Source organism: Mixta mediterraneensis, from assembly GCF_014946725.1.
GTDB classification, from domain to species: Bacteria; Pseudomonadota; Gammaproteobacteria; order Enterobacterales; family Enterobacteriaceae; genus Pantoea; species Pantoea mediterraneensis.
Window position 1 is genome coordinate 1 of record NZ_JACFXY010000019.1, and the last position, 14,957, is coordinate 14,957.

The 14,957-nt window shown below is 52.8% G+C and carries 21 protein-coding genes and 1 pseudogene; 15 read left to right on the top strand and 7 right to left on the bottom strand.

Features of this window, described 5'->3' with window-relative positions:
• A pseudogene (locus tag H2P46_RS21050) lies at nucleotides 1–316 on the bottom strand (transposase); the annotation flags it as partial.
• A 26-nt stretch (nucleotides 317–342) separates the two neighbouring features.
• Between H2P46_RS21050 and traF the strand changes: the two are divergent.
• On the top strand, nucleotides 343–684 hold the full coding sequence (traF, locus tag H2P46_RS21055; protein ID WP_193406747.1) for a conjugal transfer protein TraF: 342 nt from the start codon (nucleotides 343–345) through the stop codon (nucleotides 682–684).
• Nucleotides 685–689: 5 nt separating this feature from the next.
• Here traF and H2P46_RS21060 read toward each other — a convergent pair whose 3' ends face one another.
• Nucleotides 690–971: a type II toxin-antitoxin system RelE family toxin gene (locus H2P46_RS21060; RefSeq protein ID WP_193406748.1), complete on the bottom strand. Its 282-nt coding sequence runs from the start codon at nucleotides 969–971 to the stop codon at nucleotides 690–692.
• Entirely contained in the window at nucleotides 961–1,212 is a 252-nt protein-coding gene (locus tag H2P46_RS21065; RefSeq protein ID WP_193406749.1) for a type II toxin-antitoxin system Phd/YefM family antitoxin, read from the bottom strand. Before H2P46_RS21065 ends, H2P46_RS21060 begins: the two co-directional genes overlap by 11 nt.
• A 198-nt stretch (nucleotides 1,213–1,410) precedes the next feature.
• On the opposite strand from H2P46_RS21065, the gene H2P46_RS21070 reads away from it, so the two are divergent.
• From H2P46_RS21070 to H2P46_RS21085, 4 genes are all read left to right on the top strand, one after another.
• Nucleotides 1,411–2,106: an IS6 family transposase gene (locus H2P46_RS21070; protein ID WP_193405569.1), complete on the top strand. Its 696-nt coding sequence runs from the start codon at nucleotides 1,411–1,413 to the stop codon at nucleotides 2,104–2,106.
• 199 nt (nucleotides 2,107–2,305) lie between these two features.
• A complete protein-coding gene (locus H2P46_RS21075) occupies nucleotides 2,306–3,031 on the top strand; it encodes an acid phosphatase (protein ID WP_193406750.1) in 726 nt (241 codons plus the stop codon).
• A 93-nt stretch (nucleotides 3,032–3,124) separates the two neighbouring features.
• Nucleotides 3,125–3,736, top strand: a complete 612-nt coding sequence (locus H2P46_RS21080; protein ID WP_238939061.1) for a DsbA family protein — start codon at nucleotides 3,125–3,127, stop codon at nucleotides 3,734–3,736.
• 169 nt (nucleotides 3,737–3,905) lie between these two features.
• Nucleotides 3,906–4,361, top strand: coding sequence for an Ivy family c-type lysozyme inhibitor (locus tag H2P46_RS21085; RefSeq protein WP_193406752.1), 456 nt, complete (start codon nucleotides 3,906–3,908; stop codon nucleotides 4,359–4,361).
• 559 nt (nucleotides 4,362–4,920) lie between these two features.
• Here H2P46_RS21085 and H2P46_RS21090 read toward each other — a convergent pair.
• Nucleotides 4,921–5,511 (bottom strand): recombinase family protein, encoded by a 591-nt coding sequence (locus H2P46_RS21090; protein ID WP_193406753.1) that lies wholly within the window; start codon nucleotides 5,509–5,511, stop codon nucleotides 4,921–4,923.
• A gap of 306 nt (nucleotides 5,512–5,817) precedes the next feature.
• Here H2P46_RS21090 and H2P46_RS21095 point away from each other — a divergent pair, with 306 nt between their 5' ends.
• Together H2P46_RS21095 and H2P46_RS21100 are read left to right on the top strand one after the other, a co-directional pair.
• The gene (locus H2P46_RS21095) at nucleotides 5,818–6,465 is read left to right on the top strand and encodes a division plane positioning ATPase MipZ (protein ID WP_139569858.1); all 648 of its coding nucleotides are present in this window, start codon (nucleotides 5,818–5,820) and stop codon (nucleotides 6,463–6,465) included.
• On the top strand, nucleotides 6,456–6,731 hold the full coding sequence (locus tag H2P46_RS21100) for a hypothetical protein (RefSeq protein WP_139569857.1): 276 nt from the start codon (nucleotides 6,456–6,458) through the stop codon (nucleotides 6,729–6,731). The genes H2P46_RS21095 and H2P46_RS21100 overlap by 10 nt, the downstream gene beginning before the upstream one ends.
• A 168-nt stretch (nucleotides 6,732–6,899) precedes the next feature.
• Here H2P46_RS21100 and H2P46_RS21105 read toward each other — a convergent pair whose 3' ends face one another.
• Together H2P46_RS21105 and tnpC are read right to left on the bottom strand one after the other, a co-directional pair.
• Nucleotides 6,900–7,100: a hypothetical protein gene (locus H2P46_RS21105; RefSeq protein ID WP_193406754.1), complete on the bottom strand. Its 201-nt coding sequence runs from the start codon at nucleotides 7,098–7,100 to the stop codon at nucleotides 6,900–6,902.
• Between the two features lie 67 nt (nucleotides 7,101–7,167).
• Nucleotides 7,168–8,739, bottom strand: a complete 1,572-nt coding sequence (gene tnpC, locus H2P46_RS21110) for an IS66 family transposase (protein ID WP_193406755.1) — start codon at nucleotides 8,737–8,739, stop codon at nucleotides 7,168–7,170.
• Between the two features lie 152 nt (nucleotides 8,740–8,891).
• On the opposite strand from tnpC, the gene istA reads away from it, so the two are divergent.
• The 8 genes from istA to H2P46_RS21150 all read left to right on the top strand — a co-directional run bounded on the left by istA (nucleotide 8,892) and on the right by H2P46_RS21150 (nucleotide 14,193).
• Complete coding sequence (gene istA, locus H2P46_RS21115; protein ID WP_193406756.1) at nucleotides 8,892–9,920, top strand: IS21 family transposase; 1,029 nt, start codon at nucleotides 8,892–8,894, stop codon at nucleotides 9,918–9,920.
• Nucleotides 9,917–10,705 (top strand): IS21-like element helper ATPase IstB, encoded by a 789-nt coding sequence (gene istB / locus H2P46_RS21120; protein ID WP_193403211.1) that lies wholly within the window; start codon nucleotides 9,917–9,919, stop codon nucleotides 10,703–10,705. Before istA ends, istB begins: the two co-directional genes overlap by 4 nt.
• A 34-nt stretch (nucleotides 10,706–10,739) precedes the next feature.
• Nucleotides 10,740–11,087 carry an ammonia monooxygenase gene (locus H2P46_RS21125; RefSeq protein ID WP_338103672.1) on the top strand — a complete coding sequence of 116 codons (348 nt, stop codon included), beginning with the start codon at nucleotides 10,740–10,742 and terminating at the stop codon, nucleotides 11,085–11,087.
• Between the two features lie 50 nt (nucleotides 11,088–11,137).
• Nucleotides 11,138–11,425 carry a hypothetical protein gene (locus H2P46_RS21130; protein WP_193406757.1) on the top strand — a complete coding sequence of 96 codons (288 nt, stop codon included), beginning with the start codon at nucleotides 11,138–11,140 and terminating at the stop codon, nucleotides 11,423–11,425.
• A gap of 46 nt (nucleotides 11,426–11,471) precedes the next feature.
• Nucleotides 11,472–11,816: a hypothetical protein gene (locus tag H2P46_RS21135; RefSeq protein WP_193406758.1), complete on the top strand. Its 345-nt coding sequence runs from the start codon at nucleotides 11,472–11,474 to the stop codon at nucleotides 11,814–11,816.
• Nucleotides 11,817–11,901: 85 nt separating this feature from the next.
• Nucleotides 11,902–12,165, top strand: coding sequence for a hypothetical protein (locus H2P46_RS21140; RefSeq protein ID WP_193406759.1), 264 nt, complete (start codon nucleotides 11,902–11,904; stop codon nucleotides 12,163–12,165).
• Between the two features lie 156 nt (nucleotides 12,166–12,321).
• Entirely contained in the window at nucleotides 12,322–13,038 is a 717-nt protein-coding gene (locus H2P46_RS21145) for an N-6 DNA methylase (protein ID WP_369702115.1), read from the top strand.
• A gap of 624 nt (nucleotides 13,039–13,662) precedes the next feature.
• The gene (locus H2P46_RS21150; protein WP_193406760.1) at nucleotides 13,663–14,193 is read left to right on the top strand and encodes an antirestriction protein; all 531 of its coding nucleotides are present in this window, start codon (nucleotides 13,663–13,665) and stop codon (nucleotides 14,191–14,193) included.
• A gap of 47 nt (nucleotides 14,194–14,240) precedes the next feature.
• Here the strand turns inward: H2P46_RS21150 and H2P46_RS21155 are convergent, their stop codons facing one another.
• Complete coding sequence (locus tag H2P46_RS21155; RefSeq protein WP_193406761.1) at nucleotides 14,241–14,714, bottom strand: transglycosylase SLT domain-containing protein; 474 nt, start codon at nucleotides 14,712–14,714, stop codon at nucleotides 14,241–14,243.
• Between the last annotated feature and the right edge of the window lie 243 nt (nucleotides 14,715–14,957).

Below are 14,957 nucleotides of genomic sequence, written 5' to 3' on the forward strand. Positions count from 1 at the left end.
GGCCAACAACAGGAGTTGTCACGGATAAAGGCGTACCTCAGTCGGACAGCTTTGCGAAGTACGCCGCGGCTTTTTTTAATATGTCCCGTTCGTCAGTAACCCGCTTCAGCTCCTTCTGGAGTCGGCGGATCTCGGCCTGAGCATCTGACTGCTCTTTGTTGATGGAAGAGTCCGGCCCGTATTTCTTTATCCAGGCATAAAGACTGTGGGTAGTGATATCGAGACGTTTTGCGACACTGGAAACAGAATGGCCACGATCAACAACCTGTTTGACTGCTTCAATTTTAAACTCTTCAGGATAACGCTTACTGCTCATGTGCACCTCTCTTTAAGCCATTTTAAATGACTCTGAGATGTCTGTTAAACCTGTGGCGATTCATTTATTTCTACCGGGGGAAAGAGCCGGTGGATGTGCTGATGGGCGTGGTTGTGCGCTCGTTCGTCATGGAGTACGGCATCAATCTTATCTATGTGTCAGTGGATGGCAAAATTGTGCCGGAACTGCCGGGGTCACGGCCTGACAACGGACAGACGGAGGCTATGCATATTACCCATTACCCCGCGCTTTTTCTGGTGAACCCCCGCACGGAGGCTTATCAGCCGCTGGCGTATGGTTTCCACTCCCAGGAGGATTTAGCCTCACAGTTCCTTCTTGTGGCAACCGATTTTGCACCAGGGTTTTAACCCGCTCAGCGCATGTCGGCCTGATGATATACCTCGCTGTCGTTTCGCTTGCCTACGGCGACAACCAGCAGAAGGATTTGATCGTCGATAACCTCATAAACCAGCCTGTAGCCGGATGAACGCAGTTTAATTTTATACCGGTTAGTTCTTCCGCTCAGTCTGGCCGATGGGATATGCGGGTCATGCAACCGCTCGGCCAGTTTTTTTTTGAACTGCTCACGAATGGTATGACCCAGCTTTTCCCATTCCTTCAGGGCGCGTCTGTCAAATGAAAGTTTATAAGTCATTGAGGTTTACGCTCACGATATCCGGATTTTCCATGCGTTCGTCTGCAACCGCGTTAAGCTGCGCATCCTCGGCAAGGTCGCGGTAATAAGCATAAAGCTCCGGGGGAACACAGTAAAATGCCGGTTCATTACGGTTAAGGATAGCGACGGCATTACCTTCCCCCTCCGCGACGGTGCCCATCGGATTGCGTTTCAGATCGGTGATGCTGGCTGCGATATTTGTCAGGATTTGATAAGTCATGGTGGCTCCTGTTGCGTGATTTGATTCAAGGATAGCTCTTTAGTGGTGCTTTTTAAAGTCTTTTAATGGTGCGATAGACCCTTACTGCCGCGCTTCGCTTGCCATCCGGCCCGCTGAGCCAGAATAAATTCTGACGGTTCTGTCGCATTAAGGCGGCGTCGGGTAACATGCTGTTTTTTTTAATGATGTTGCCTGCTCATGCCTCTGATACGAAAAGCCTTCAAACGCCTGCACTATCCCCTCGATGTTATTGCTCAATGCGTTCGCTGGTATCTGGCTTATGCCCTTAGCCTGCGCAATCTCGAAGAAATGATGGTCGAGCGCGGCATTATTGTTGACCATTCGACGCTTCACCGCTGGGTTATCCGTCTGGTGCCGTTGCTGGATAAGGCGTTTCGTCGGCATAAGCGCACCGTGGGTCGGCGGTGGCGCATGGACGAAACCTACATCAAAATCAAAGGCCAGTGGAAATATCTGTACCGCGCGGTAGATACTGCAGGTCAAACCGTCGACTTCCTGCTGACCGCCAGACGCGACGCTGCCGCTGCGTTGCGTTTCTTTCGCAAGGCCATTCGTCATCATGGCGAACCCGAGGTAGTGACTATCGATAAAAGTGGCGCCAACACGGCCGCCCTGACCACACTTAACGCCAACAAACCAGAAGAAGAAAGGATGACCATCAGGCAGAGCAAGTACCTGAACAACCTGGTTGAGCAGGATCACCGGAATATCAAACGACGAATACGGCCGATGCTGGGATTCAAGTCGTTCCGCCGGGCGCAGACGTTGTTAGCAGGCATCGAGTTGTTACAGATGATACGCAAAGGACAACTTCAGCATCCCGCCGGCGACAGATTGTCACCAGCGGAACAATTTTATTTGTTGGCTGCCTAAAATATCGGCAGCACAACGTTTGCTGACTCTGCTCTGTTAATGCGACAGAACCATAAAACTACAGTACGGTCAGCCCTGGGATAAAAACTTCTGGGTCAGGCATGCGATTGAGGTTATCGTTCGATAACACATTGTTTATGAAATGAGTATGGGGATATCATCACCAGGATTTTCTGGTCTGACATATAAGGATATTGAGATGAAATTACAGGCCCTGTTACTGACCGTTGCCACCACCGGCGTAATGTTTTCTTCCCCGTCGAATGCCCTGAAGGCTCCCGGTTTTCTGACGGCCCAGTCCTCGCCAGACAGTCTGGCGATACTGCCTCCCCCACCGGCAGAGGATTCCGTTGCCTTCCTGGCTGACAAGGCGCGCTATGAGTCGGGCAGAGTATTGCGAAATGATGACAGAGTACGCCTTGCCAGCGAAGATGCTGACTATAAGAACTTTGGCGAGGCGTTTTCAGCAGCTTATGGTATGGACATCTCAGAAAAACATACGCCGGTGCTGTATCAGTTGCTGGCGCAGGTGCTCCAGGACAGTCACGATTACGCCATGCGCAGTGCCAAAGAGCACTATAAAAGGGTGCGCCCGTTTGTCATCTATAAGGATGCGACCTGTACGCCTCAAAAAGATAAAAAAATGGCCACAACCGGCTCCTATCCTTCCGGTCACGCTTCCTTTGGCTGGGCCGTTGCGCTGGTGCTGTCAGAAATCAATCCTCAGCGCGAGACAGAAATACTCCGACGTGGCTATGATTTTGGTGAGAGCCGGGTTGTCTGCGGTGCGCACTGGCAGAGCGACGTGGATGCCGGGAGGTTGATGGGCGCCGCAGTGGTTGCTGCACTGCACAGCAACCCCGGCTTCACCAGAATGCTGGATGAAGCCAGAGCGGAGTCAGAAAAACTGAATGGCCGGAAATGAGCGACATATAACGTTCATTTATCTCGGTGGTGATACAACAGGCGCGCCTGTTACAGGTACGACATGCACGCACTTCATATAAAAAAGGTAAAGATGAAGTATTCCTGGTTATCAGCTGCACTGCTGACCTCGCTGTTATTATGCGCCGGAGCGTCAGCTAAGCAGTACAGCACGCTCTCACAGCCCGTCGCGGATGCACCCGTTGTGGTTGAGTTCTTCTCATTTTATTGCGGCCCCTGCTATGCATTCAATGAACAGTACCGGGCCGTGGAAGCGATAAACCAGGCTCTGCCAGCAGGAGCCGCCGTAACCCGGTATCACGTCAGCGCCATGGGAAAACTCGGCCCCGAACTGAGCGAGGCCTGGGCGGTTGCTACGATAAAGGGCGTGACTGACCACATCGGGCCTCTGCTGTTTACCGCAGTTCAGCGCGACAGGACCATCAACAGCCCGGATGATATCAAGGCCGTTTTCAGTAAAGCGGGTATCAGTCCCGGAGAATATGAAAACACGCGTCACAGCGTGATGGTCAGAGCGCTTGTGGACCGTCAGGAAGCCGCCGTCAGCACTTTCGGGGTCAGCGGCACACCATCCGTTTATGTGAAAGGTCGTTACCTTATCGATAATGGCGGCGTGAAGGCGACGACACCGGAGGGCTACGCTGCCGCCTATGCCAGCCTTGTTTCAGCGTTAGTGAGCAAATAATCCCTGAGAGCCGGGTTATGCGGGGAGAACGCCGCGCTGTCTGAGCGCCACCGCAGGATATAAGGTGTCATACATTATTCAGAAAGCTGGCGTGCCGGTTTGCGGCGTGCCTGTGACAACGTTACAGGCGCGTGATGACGATTACTATTAAGCAATGGAGAATCTGTGAATGAAACACGTTTATTTTTTTACGCCTCTTCTGCTGGCCGCCTCGCTGACGGCGGCAGCAAAGCAGCCGCTTCCGACCCTGCAGGATTTCGCTACGGGCAATGATACGAAAGTGATATGGCATAAGCTGACTGATAAAGCAGCCCTGCCAGGATGGGTAAAAAATGGCGGAACGACCGGAGCCTCGTATAACGTCCGGCTGGATGATGAAAGTTATATCGTGATGTCCGGCTGCAAGCCCCATGACTGCGCAGCAGGATCCATTGCGGTGCTCTGGTCTCCCCGGAAAAAAGAGACTCACGCGCTGTACTCCTCACGTGAGGGGAAAGCAGACCATGAATCACTCACCTGGCTTAACCTTGAGGAGGGTGGAATGGCGGATGAAAGAGCGATACTGTTTGCGAAAATTACAGGCAGTCTTGATAACCACCCAATCTGGTATCACGCAGGGCAATAATCACGATGGCTAATCATACTGGAGCATATAATGGGAACTTCTCTCAGATATGGGATAAAAATGGCGCTGCTTGCCTGCTTACTTTTATCCGGCTGCTCGGCTCCCTACGGCGTGACGCTGGGCGATTTAAAGAGCAGGAATGACATCTGTCCGGGCAATACCGCTGCGTCCAGAATATCTGGTCAGTGTCCCTGACAGTCAGACAGGCGCTGGCATCAGGGCTGCCCGATGATGCTATCGTAGTGTAGTGTGCCTGCGTACTGTTTTGCTTTTTACATTACCCCTAATTCTACAAAAAAATGATGGATGCTAACTAACGCTCACCAGCCATCTGCCCAGATCTGCAATCAGATGGTGCAATTCGTCGCAGACAGTCCATACAATTAGGGTCAATATCGCAAAAAGCACACATCCGCCGTAACTCATGGCGCTGGCTCCTGCAAATATCCTGTGACATTAGAAAAAAAAGTATTGCAGGTACCACAAAGAGTCTAATCGAAATATCGTAACTGGCAATTGTGCAAAGTCACTCCGGGACAACACTGGTATGATGCTAATATTACCGGGCTGCGCTGCCCCCACCGTCACGCAGGCGCATGATGGTTTGTCGTGAGGTACCAAATTCGCGGGCAACGGCGCTGATACTGGCACCCGCTTTTAGGTGTTCAAGAGCCGCCTGACGCTGTTCCTGATTCAGCGCCGGTGGCCGACCAAACCGTTTTCCCGCCGCTCTGGCCCTTGCAAGGCCGGAATGTGTACGCTCAATCAGCAGGTCTTTTTCAAACTCTGCCACCGCCGAAATAACCTGCATGGTCATCTTTCCGGCCGCACTGGTGAGGTCAACGCCACCCAGCGCAAGGCAGTGCACGCGAATGCCGGACGCCGCCAGTTGCTCAACTGTCTTCCGCACGTCCATAGCGTCGCGGCCAAGGCGATCAAGTTTGGTCACTATCAGCACATCGTCATTTTCCATGCGATCAAGTAACCTGGCAAAACCAGGCCGTTCGCTGGCGGCAACCGAACCGCTGATTTGTTCCTCAATCAGGCGCTGTGGTTTAACGGTAAAACCGGCTGCTTCAATTTCCCTGCGCTGATTTTCCGTTGTCTGTTCAAACGTAGAGACCCGACAGTAAGCAAACACTCGTGACATGGCATAATTTTCTGTACGAAATGGATGTTCGAATTATAGGGCATGTCCAAAACTAATTTCACTAAATTTTGGACAGATGTTGTAAGTGGTGTACGAAACCGGTCGGTTTTGTACATCCCGCTGAGGTATACATAAATGCAGCCATCTCACTCTATGAGTCAGGACCTGAGTGGGTATGTGTTTATGGATTATTATTTTGATAAAATGATAAAATGATAAAATGATAAAATGATAAAAAACTATATTATCAATTTATTTTTTTATGATAGAGTGACCTCATAACTTCCATTAGCACTTGAGGTCCCTATGATTACAGTTATAGGTTCAAACAAAGGCGGTGCGTCAAAGAGCACGACCGCTACTAACATTGCGATTGCCTTGGCATTACGCGGGAAGGATGTTTGCCTTTTGGATGCTGATCTTCAGTCATCAGCGGCAAAGTGGCATGCTTCTCGTGAGGAATCAGACTTGTTACCTCGCATAACCCTTATTCAGAAATATGGAAACATCAGCCAAACTTTGCGTCAGCTCGATGCAAAGTTTGATCACGTAATTGTCGATGTGGCTGGCCGCAATAGTCGTGAACTGGCTAATGCGGGAGCTGTGGCTGATATAATAATTGCTCCACATTTATGCTCACAGTTCGATCTGGACACTTTGGAAGAGCTTGAAAGCCAACTGGAGGCTTGGCAGGATCTAAATCCTGATTTAAACCTCTATATGTACCAGACACGGGCGACTACTAATCCTGTATTGCGTGGTAAAGAACGTGCAGAATTTCTTGAATACCTGAAGGATTTCCCAACCTTACCTCCTCTTAATGCCATTAACTGTGAACGAAAAATCTATCGAGATGTTGTTCCTCTTGGGAAATCTGTTTTGGAGGCAACTAACAGAACTGCAATAGAGGAGGTGGAGCAACTTATCGAAGAGGTGTATTCCAAATGGCTTTAAAACCACGGTCTGCTAAAAAACCATCCGATGCTCAGGTTGCAGCTCTCGCTGACAAACTGGCTGATAAGCAATATGGGGAGCCTGCGGTCATCGTTAAAACTGAAAAAACAGTACAGCGGAGTCTTGCTCTTCCTCTCTCGCTTGATCAGGCAATTACCCGAGTGTCAGCAGAAAACAAACTCAGCGGCTCTGGTCCGAAAAACACCAGTGCTGTCATACGAGAGGCTCTAGAGCAATATCTGGAACGGCGGAATAGCAATAGTTGATAATTTATCAATTTATCAATTTATCAAAATATTATTAATTTTTTTTGATAAATAATGATGCGCTTTCCTGCCTGATAGTTTTGTTCTTTCTGGCTACACCGTGACTGATCTCTGTCGTAGATATGTTCAAACCCCGGCAAATTCCCGGGGCTAACACCTTAAGGTTATTTAATGCCGGGGGATGCTGCTGACGTCTTCTTCAGACTGTGGGGCGCGACCAGGCGCATTGAACGTGATGGTGATGATCTTTCTGGCCAGCCCCTCATCGGAAAGGGCATCATCCACACTGACATCACGAATCAGTGGACTTTCCTCTTCTATATGTTGGGCAATATCCCGCAGCCACTCTGCCAGCATTTCTCTGTCCATCTTTCTCCGCTCCGGTTGTGTACATTCAGCATCAACAGTAAGCGTCTCATCCAGACCGTATTGACGCTCAGACAAAAGTGAGATCGACCTTCCAGGGCAGCAGATCACGGACCCGGTTCACCGGCCAGTCCTGGATATGACCGATGACGTAACGCAGCCACGCCTCCGGTTCCACGCCGTTAAGCCGGCAGGTGCCGATCAGCGAGTACAGTACCGCAGCACGTTCCCCGCCCGCGTCTGAACCCGCGAACAGCCAGTTTTTCCGCCCCAGGGCAACGCCACGCAGCGCGTTCTCTGCGATGTTATTGTCTATCTCGGCCCAGCCGTTGCTGCAGTACAGGTTCAGCGCATCCCACTGCTTCAGCAGGTACGAGAACGCCTTCGCCGTATCCGAGTGGCGCGACAGCACCTTCATCTGTGCCTGTACCCAGTCGTACAGCGACTGCATCAGCGGGACCGTCTGCTCTTTCCGGACCGCCAGCCGCTCCTCTGCCGGGCTGCCGCGTATCTCCGCCTCGATGGCATACAGTTTACCGATGCGCTTCAGCGCTTCGGTTGTGACGTCGGTCGGTGTGCGGACGTGAACGTCATGGATTTTTCGCGGGGCGTGCGCCATGCGGGCCGCTTCGGCGATACGGCCGTCTTCGTACAGTGGGTTGTAGCCGCCGTAAGCATCGGCCTGCAGGATACCGCTGTATCCGGCAAGGTGTTGCTGCGGATGTATCCCCTTACGGTCCGGCGAGTACGCGAACCACACCGCCGGGGGAAGCGGTGAGCCCGCGTTACGGTCGTCCCGCACGTAGACCCACAGCCGGGCCGTGCGGGTTTTACCGCTGCCCGGCTCCTGAACCGGCACAGGGATATCGTCGGTATGCACCTTGCCCGGAATCAGCACGTACTGGCGCAGCAGGTCATACAGCGGCTCCAGCAGTTCGCTGACCGCACCGGACCAGCGCCCCAGTGTGGCACGACTCAGCTCCACGCACTGACGCCGGTATATCTCTGACTGACGATAGTGAGGCGTGTGCTCTGCGGACCTTGCCGTGACGATGCGCGCCCGCAGCCCGGGACCCGCGGCGCTGCGCTCTATGGGCTTTGCCGGCATGGTCGCCTGAACGATGTGGTCACATCCACAGCAGGCCAGTTTTGGCCGCTGCGTTTCGATAACCTTAAAGGCGCTGCTGATGAGCTCCAGCTGCTCCGATACGTCGCAGCCCAGCGCGCTGAGCTCTCCGCCGCACGACGGGCAGGCGGTTTCTGCCGGCGACAGCGTGCGGGTTTCGCGGGGGAGTGTGGCCGGTAATGGTTTACGGGCAGAAGACTGGCGCAGCGGTTGCGGAACCACCGGGTCATGCTGCTCACCCAGCGCCTCAGCCATCTCCTCCTGCAGGGCGCCGATGCGCTCTTCAGCCTCGCGCACCTGGCGCTGCGTTTTCTCACGCAGCTTTTCGGAGCTTTTGCCGAACTGCATGCGCTGAAGCTTAGTGATCAGCGCCTTCAGCCGGTTGATTTCGCTGGCGTACGCCGCCACCCGCTGTGAGAGCAGGCGGTTATACTCCGCCATTTTGCGGATGGTGGTCTGCTGCTCCAGCAGCAGCGCCCTGAGCCGGGCGTTTTCATCGGGAAGGGATGCGTCCATAACCCCATTTTACAGCAGGTTATATCCGCAGGCCAGGCCGTTCAGTCCGCTGTGGGTGCTTCCAGTTTGTCGCTACCGATGTAAAACTGGCCCACCTGCCGATGTAAATCTGACCCACCTAGGGTAAAAATGGCAGTTTTAAGGCACTGCCAATGATGACATTGGAGACCAGAGTGGAGATTAGTGTTTTACACCGTCAGGGCATGTCGATACGCGCCATCGCGCGCCAGCTTTCATGCTCTCGTGAGACCGTTCGCAGATATATTCGTAGCCCGCTGCCCGTAGCGGATATGCGCTACAAGCCTCGCGCACCCAGACCCTGCAAGCTTGACCCGTTCAAGACCTATATCCTTGAGCGCGTGGCCGCTGCCAGGCCCCTCTGGATACCCGCCAGTGTGCTGCTGCGCGAGATCCGTCAGCGTGGTTACGAGGGTGGTTACAGCATGCTGACCGCTTTCCTGCACCCCATTAAGCAGCCCGTCACTGAAGAGGTAACACGCTTCGAGACCGAGCCTGGCTTTCAGATGCAAGTTGATTTCACCATCATCAGACTCGGTCATAACCCATTGCTGGCCTTTGTCGCCACGCTGGGCTGGAGCCGCGCGACTTTCGTCAAGTTTTACAGCAACCAGGACTCCGCTGCCTGGTGTGACGGCATTGAGTCTGCGCTCAGGTTCTTCGGCGGGACGCCGCATCAGCTGCTGTTCGACAACGCCAAGGCCATCATCCTTGGTCAAGATGTCTCAGGCCACGGTAAGCATCGCTCGCACCCGCAGTTGATGCGCGACGCCAAGAAGTATGCCTTTACTCCCAAGGTATGCCGGCCCTATCGCGACAAGACCAGGGGAAAGGTTGAGCGGTTTCACCATTTCCTCAAGAACAGCTTTATCGTGCCTCTTACCGCGACCTTCCGGCAGGCCGGGCTGGTACTGGATGTACCTGCTGCCAACACACGCATCGGCGAGTGGCTGGTCACCGTCGCGAACACACGAGTGCATGGCACCACAGGCGTACCGCCTGAGCAGCGCATGCCGCGCGAGCGTGCTGCGCTATTGCCGTTACCGAAGGTCACGTTGGCATTGCCTGCACCTGTCCCAGCGCTCAGCCAGCGTCCGGTGCCGACCGAGAGCCTGCAACATCCTCTGGCAACGTACCAGGCCTTGCTCGAGGTGCCAGCATGAACCTTCAACATGATCGTATTGCCGCGCTCTGCGAGCAACTCAAGCTCGACCGCCTGCCGGCAGAGTGGCCGGGTGTGGCACAGGCGACCATCGACAACAGCGGCACGCATGCCGACTTCCTGGAAGCCGTTTTGCAGCTCCAGCATGATGGCCAGAACGAACGGCGTCGCCAGACCATTTTGCGGTTATCAGGCCTGCCGGTGATAAAAACACTGGAGCAGTTCGATTACGCCTATGCCAGTGGCGTTCCACGAAGTCAGATCCAGGAGTTGGCGGGTCTGACATTTATCGAACGTCAGGAGAACGTTGTCCTGCTCGGGCCTTCTGGCGTCGGCAAAACGCACCTGGCGACCGCCATTGGCTATAAGGCCGCGATGGCGGGTTTAAGCATTCGGTTCATTACCGCCGCCGACATGATGCTGCAACTGATGGCGTCACATCGTCAGGGTGACCTGAAGGGCTACCTGAACCGCGTCGTAGGTAAACCTAAGCTGTTGATCATCGACGAAGTGGGATATCTGCCGTTCGGTAAAATGGAGGCGAACCTGTTCTTCCAGGTAGTCGCTAAACGGTATGAGTCAGGCAGCGTGATCCTGACCAGCAACCTGCCGTTTACGCAGTGGTCCGGAACGTTTGGTGATGACGAGACACTGACGGCAGCGATGCTGGATCGGCTGCTTCACCATGCGCATATCGCCCAAATCAGCGGCCAAAGCTATCGACTGAAAGATAAGCTGAAAAGCGGTCAACTCCAGAAGAAAACGAAAGCAACAACGCTCGAATGATTCAAAGGGGGTGGGTCAGTTTTACTTTGGCAGGGTGGGTCAGAATTCGATCGGTATTGACATTATCGCAGAGCAAAAGTCATACCTGATCGAGCTTTGCGGCGTGTGGAATCTCCAGCTGAGCCAGAAAGATGAGGCTGAGGAAATCCTGCGTCTTCTCAGCCTGATGAGCGACAACGTTCACAGGGAAGGCGTGTTGTGCTGGGAACGTTCATACCCGCTTGTGTCGTTTCATGTCGTGCAGCCGTGGTTGCAGGCTCAGGATCATGCCATCCGCTTATACGGCGTTATCGGGCGTGAGGCATGGGACATCGCGCGTAAAGACCTTTGTAACAACATAAATTTTGCTCAGGCCATGTTGCGCCTGGAAGCCCGTCCATAAGCATAACCCACGGCGGCAGGGGATGCCGCCAGTGACAACGGGGAAACATCATGAGCATCAGCAACACGAACAGCACATTCAGCTTCGACGCATGGGAGAAAAACGCGCTCAGCGAGCTTGATACCCTGCAAAACCACGTCAGTAAAGCCCTGATGAAGTACCAGAGCGATACAGACAAAACGGCGCTGTGCGAGTCTGCAAACCGCTATATGGGCGAACTCAGAACCGCTGTAACGCGCATCCTGAAAGCCACGCCAGCTATTCAGCAGAAAGTCGACGGGATTGCCGACATGCTGCACCTGATGGCGCATTTTTCCGGCATCACGTTTGACGAATAACCACCACGGCGAAATATCAACGCCATTAACCAGAAGGAGATAAACCATGCACTTAAATCTGACCGAATCCAGTGCCGAAGCAGGTATTTACGCGACCAGTGAGGCCGAGCGCGAATACTGGCTGAGCTGCGAAAAGTCATATCTGACCGCGCCCGTCGAAATCGACGTTCACGCCTTCCATGATGCACTGGGCCTGATGTACCCGATGAACTGGCGCAGCAGTGAAGACGGCGAGTGTGAAACCTTCATGCTGGCGGAAATGGTCTGCGGCAATGTGACCGAAATCTACGCGCGGATCGGTATCCGTTATTACCGGATGCGTGACTACAGCAACCTTGACCACGCTGAGATTCTGGCACGCGTTAAGGAGGGAGTGCAGCGCCAGAAATGAGAAAAGCAGGCTTTCGCCTGCCTTAACCCGCCGGATTAGACGCCTAGGAACGATTAATCCGGCCTTCACCAAAAGGAACAAACCAATGCAACTCAGTGAAGTTTCGATTGTTACACCGACCGCCCTGTATGTCCAGATGCTTGAGGCGGAAAACGCACCCGTAAAAAAACAGGTGCGTATTAAACGCAGTGATATTGACCGTGACGACATCAGCGCCGAAATGCGGGCGCTGGGTAATCACATAGCGCATTGCCGGAAGAAGGGGCGCGCCGTTCGTATTCCTGCCATGCGCGGGAGTGAGTGGGGGCAGGTGTTACGCACGCTCGAACTGAAGCGGGCATTTAACTGATAACTGAGCCGCTTCTTACGGGGCGGCATTTAAGGAGGAACTATGTCTCAACTCAGTTTTGCCAGCTTCTTTGATCAAGCGAGAGAAGCCGCACCCTTAACACCCGCTAAACCCGTATTGCCCACCGTGAATGCGCAGCCGATACCGCACCGGATGATGACAATCGACCAGGCCCGCCGCCAGTTTATCAGCGTGTTCAGGGATACCGCCCGCAGCCTGCGCCGCTGGGAGGTGTTCAGCGACTTTATCACGCTGGCCGCCAGCGAGCTGGATATGGCGCGGATAAGAACGCCGGAGAATATTGAGCAGAGCCGCAAAATCTGCGCGAAGTACAGCGAGAGCGATATCAGCAACCTGCATACGCTTTTCTGCCTGATGGTCTGCGCACTGGAGGCCAAATTCCACGACTTTCTCGGCGCGATCTTCATGGAGCTTGAGCTGGGCGACGACCGCAACGGACAGTATTTCACGCCGTATCACGTCCAGTCACTGCTGGCGAGGCTGCTGATGCCGGACGTCGACGAAACGATACGCCGTGAGGGATTCGTGACCGTCAGCGATCCGGCAAGCGGTGCGGCGGGAATGATTGTGGCGTATGCGGAATATCTGCTGGAGGCGGGCTATAACCCGTCTGAACATATGTTCGGAAGCTGCATCGATATTGATCCTGTTGCGGCCGATATGGCGTTTATTCAGCTTTCCCTTCTGGGTATTCCTGCCGAGGTGGTCACGGGCAATACGCTCACAATGCAGCTTAACAGGGTTCGCTACACGCCCGTGTACTATATCAACAACTTTGAAAAACGCCTGGAAGACCAGCGCCGGGTGAGTGCCATGCGCGAATTTTTGCGCGGGCTGAATAAAGCCGCATAGCCAGCCTGAAGGGCAGGGGAATACCCTGCCTTTCGTGGCATCAAAGGCCGCGCGCCTGCGGCGCAGAATAAGCAGGCTGCGCTGACGCGCTGCCTGCATTATTCCGGCGCGTGGTAGTCTGAACTTCCTGTCTTTTGGTCAGGTGGTTAATATTCCTCATTCTCCTGCTGGCGATGATCTTTATTTTTCTTTCACTGATATGGATATAAATGTTTCTTTTCCGGGCGTCGTCCCTTAAGGGACACGGCTGTCGTGAACGGAGCCGGTAAACCGTCTCCGCCCTTCGGGCTTCCATCCTGACGCAAATTCAAATTCACGCTTCAGCATCCTGAAAGGATGCGCCGCTTTCACCGTGGCGGTAATAAATTACCCCCACTCTGATGCCCGGAACGGAAATTCGTCTTGCGCCGATTTTCCGTTCCGGGATGTGTGCATTCTCCTGGTGTGACTATCGCCCGATTTCATCAGTTCGCGGAGGGCTGCTTTTAGCATCAGCCAGTAAGGAAATAAAGGGGTATATAAACGCTGCGCGCCCCTTTATTTCCTTACTGTCAGCTGCTCATTGCCCTTCGCCGCTCAGTGATGAAGTCGAACGATGTAATAACCCAATGAGGAGAAACCAGAATGCACACATTAAACGTCAAAACCGCCACTCGTGAATCAGCCGAACAATTTAAAGTCGATAAACGCCAGCGCTACTCTGTTACAGATGGTGATGAACGTCTGGATTTTATTCCTGCGCTCTTTTTTACGCCTTCTGCTGATAACATGATTGCCAGCTGGTTACGTCAGCATTCAGATTATGATGGTGGTTTCTGGCGTTACTGGATTATTCCGCAGGGCACCGGAGGAAACGTGGCTCCGAACTGTGTCAGATTCACAACCGCGCAAACAGGATATATCGCACCGGAAGGTGAACAGCGCTATAACATGGTTATTCCTGGTAATTACTTTGAAGCAGAGGTCAGTGCTGATGCTGCCGGAATTATTGCCACGCTGATGATAATGAACTGGTTGTCATGGCAGGTCGCAGATATGGGGCCTGAATACTCGAAAGTCTGTAAACACCTCGTCGCTCGTCAGGATGCACTGAAAGACTATATCAGTATCATAAAACACCCTGAAGCACATTTAATCTACCAGGCTATTGATTGATGAGTTAAAGACCGCATGGATAAAAAAGACCTCGTGTTGAGGTCTTTTTACTGTTTTGCAAGAGTCTGCGTTGCATTTTTATTATTCTTTATCGCCCGATATGTTGCCTCAATTTTTCTGGCATAGACATATCTTCTCTGCGCCTGTTCTTCTGTTTTCCTGAAACCTGCATTATAAGCACCCACGGCCTGCCAGCTGACTCCCCACTTTTTGAATGCAATTGCAAGATAGTAAGCCCCGGTGTAGATATTCATACATGGGTCGGAAATAAGGTGCTCCGGTTTTATTCCATAACGAGCCAGTTCGTTAAAGTGCTGGGAGTCCACCTGCATAAGTCCGGAGCCAAAGCCCGAAACAGGATTGTAGCCTTTAACGTCTGTGCGGAAGTTCGATTCATTCCAGGAGATTGCCCGAAGCAGATCTGGATCTATATGATAATCTCTGCCCGCCATATCAAAACAATCTGCATTAGCATTCTGAGCGGCTATCAGGAGTAATGCTGCCAGAAGTAGATTCCTCACTATTATTTCCCTGTGATGTGTTTTAGATGCCCTGATGATCGCATTATTACCTGATCTCAGGCAAGCCAAATATGGCCGAGAATTACTCTATGGATGCCTGTGCTAATATGCTTCTCCGGTAGTTCTGTCTCACACCCCACGCAAAATTTCATTTTGCAGGATTATATACTTAAATCATGTATTTACGATTGGATTATGAATGCAAATTAGTGTTTTATCGCACAGAAGGACACTGCCATAGTG

Coding starts and splice junctions, on each gene's coding strand:
- traF (WP_193406747.1), top strand. CDS start 343: ATGACTCTGAGATGTCTGTTAAACCTGTGGCGATTCATTTATTTCTAC.
- H2P46_RS21060 (WP_193406748.1), bottom strand. CDS start 971: ATGACTTATAAACTTTCATTTGACAGACGCGCCCTGAAGGAATGGGAA.
- H2P46_RS21065 (WP_193406749.1), bottom strand. CDS start 1,212: ATGACTTATCAAATCCTGACAAATATCGCAGCCAGCATCACCGATCTG.
- H2P46_RS21070 (WP_193405569.1), top strand. CDS start 1,411: ATGCCTCTGATACGAAAAGCCTTCAAACGCCTGCACTATCCCCTCGAT.
- H2P46_RS21075 (WP_193406750.1), top strand. CDS start 2,306: ATGAAATTACAGGCCCTGTTACTGACCGTTGCCACCACCGGCGTAATG.
- H2P46_RS21080 (WP_238939061.1), top strand. CDS start 3,125: ATGAAGTATTCCTGGTTATCAGCTGCACTGCTGACCTCGCTGTTATTA.
- H2P46_RS21085 (WP_193406752.1), top strand. CDS start 3,906: ATGAAACACGTTTATTTTTTTACGCCTCTTCTGCTGGCCGCCTCGCTG.
- H2P46_RS21090 (WP_193406753.1), bottom strand. CDS start 5,511: ATGTCACGAGTGTTTGCTTACTGTCGGGTCTCTACGTTTGAACAGACA.
- H2P46_RS21095 (WP_139569858.1), top strand. CDS start 5,818: ATGATTACAGTTATAGGTTCAAACAAAGGCGGTGCGTCAAAGAGCACG.
- H2P46_RS21100 (WP_139569857.1), top strand. CDS start 6,456: ATGGCTTTAAAACCACGGTCTGCTAAAAAACCATCCGATGCTCAGGTT.
- H2P46_RS21105 (WP_193406754.1), bottom strand. CDS start 7,100: ATGGACAGAGAAATGCTGGCAGAGTGGCTGCGGGATATTGCCCAACAT.
- tnpC (WP_193406755.1), bottom strand. CDS start 8,739: ATGGACGCATCCCTTCCCGATGAAAACGCCCGGCTCAGGGCGCTGCTG.
- istA (WP_193406756.1), top strand. CDS start 8,892: ATGATGACATTGGAGACCAGAGTGGAGATTAGTGTTTTACACCGTCAG.
- istB (WP_193403211.1), top strand. CDS start 9,917: ATGAACCTTCAACATGATCGTATTGCCGCGCTCTGCGAGCAACTCAAG.
- H2P46_RS21130 (WP_193406757.1), top strand. CDS start 11,138: ATGAGCATCAGCAACACGAACAGCACATTCAGCTTCGACGCATGGGAG.
- H2P46_RS21135 (WP_193406758.1), top strand. CDS start 11,472: ATGCACTTAAATCTGACCGAATCCAGTGCCGAAGCAGGTATTTACGCG.
- H2P46_RS21140 (WP_193406759.1), top strand. CDS start 11,902: ATGCAACTCAGTGAAGTTTCGATTGTTACACCGACCGCCCTGTATGTC.
- H2P46_RS21145 (WP_369702115.1), top strand. CDS start 12,322: ATGACAATCGACCAGGCCCGCCGCCAGTTTATCAGCGTGTTCAGGGAT.
- H2P46_RS21150 (WP_193406760.1), top strand. CDS start 13,663: ATGCACACATTAAACGTCAAAACCGCCACTCGTGAATCAGCCGAACAA.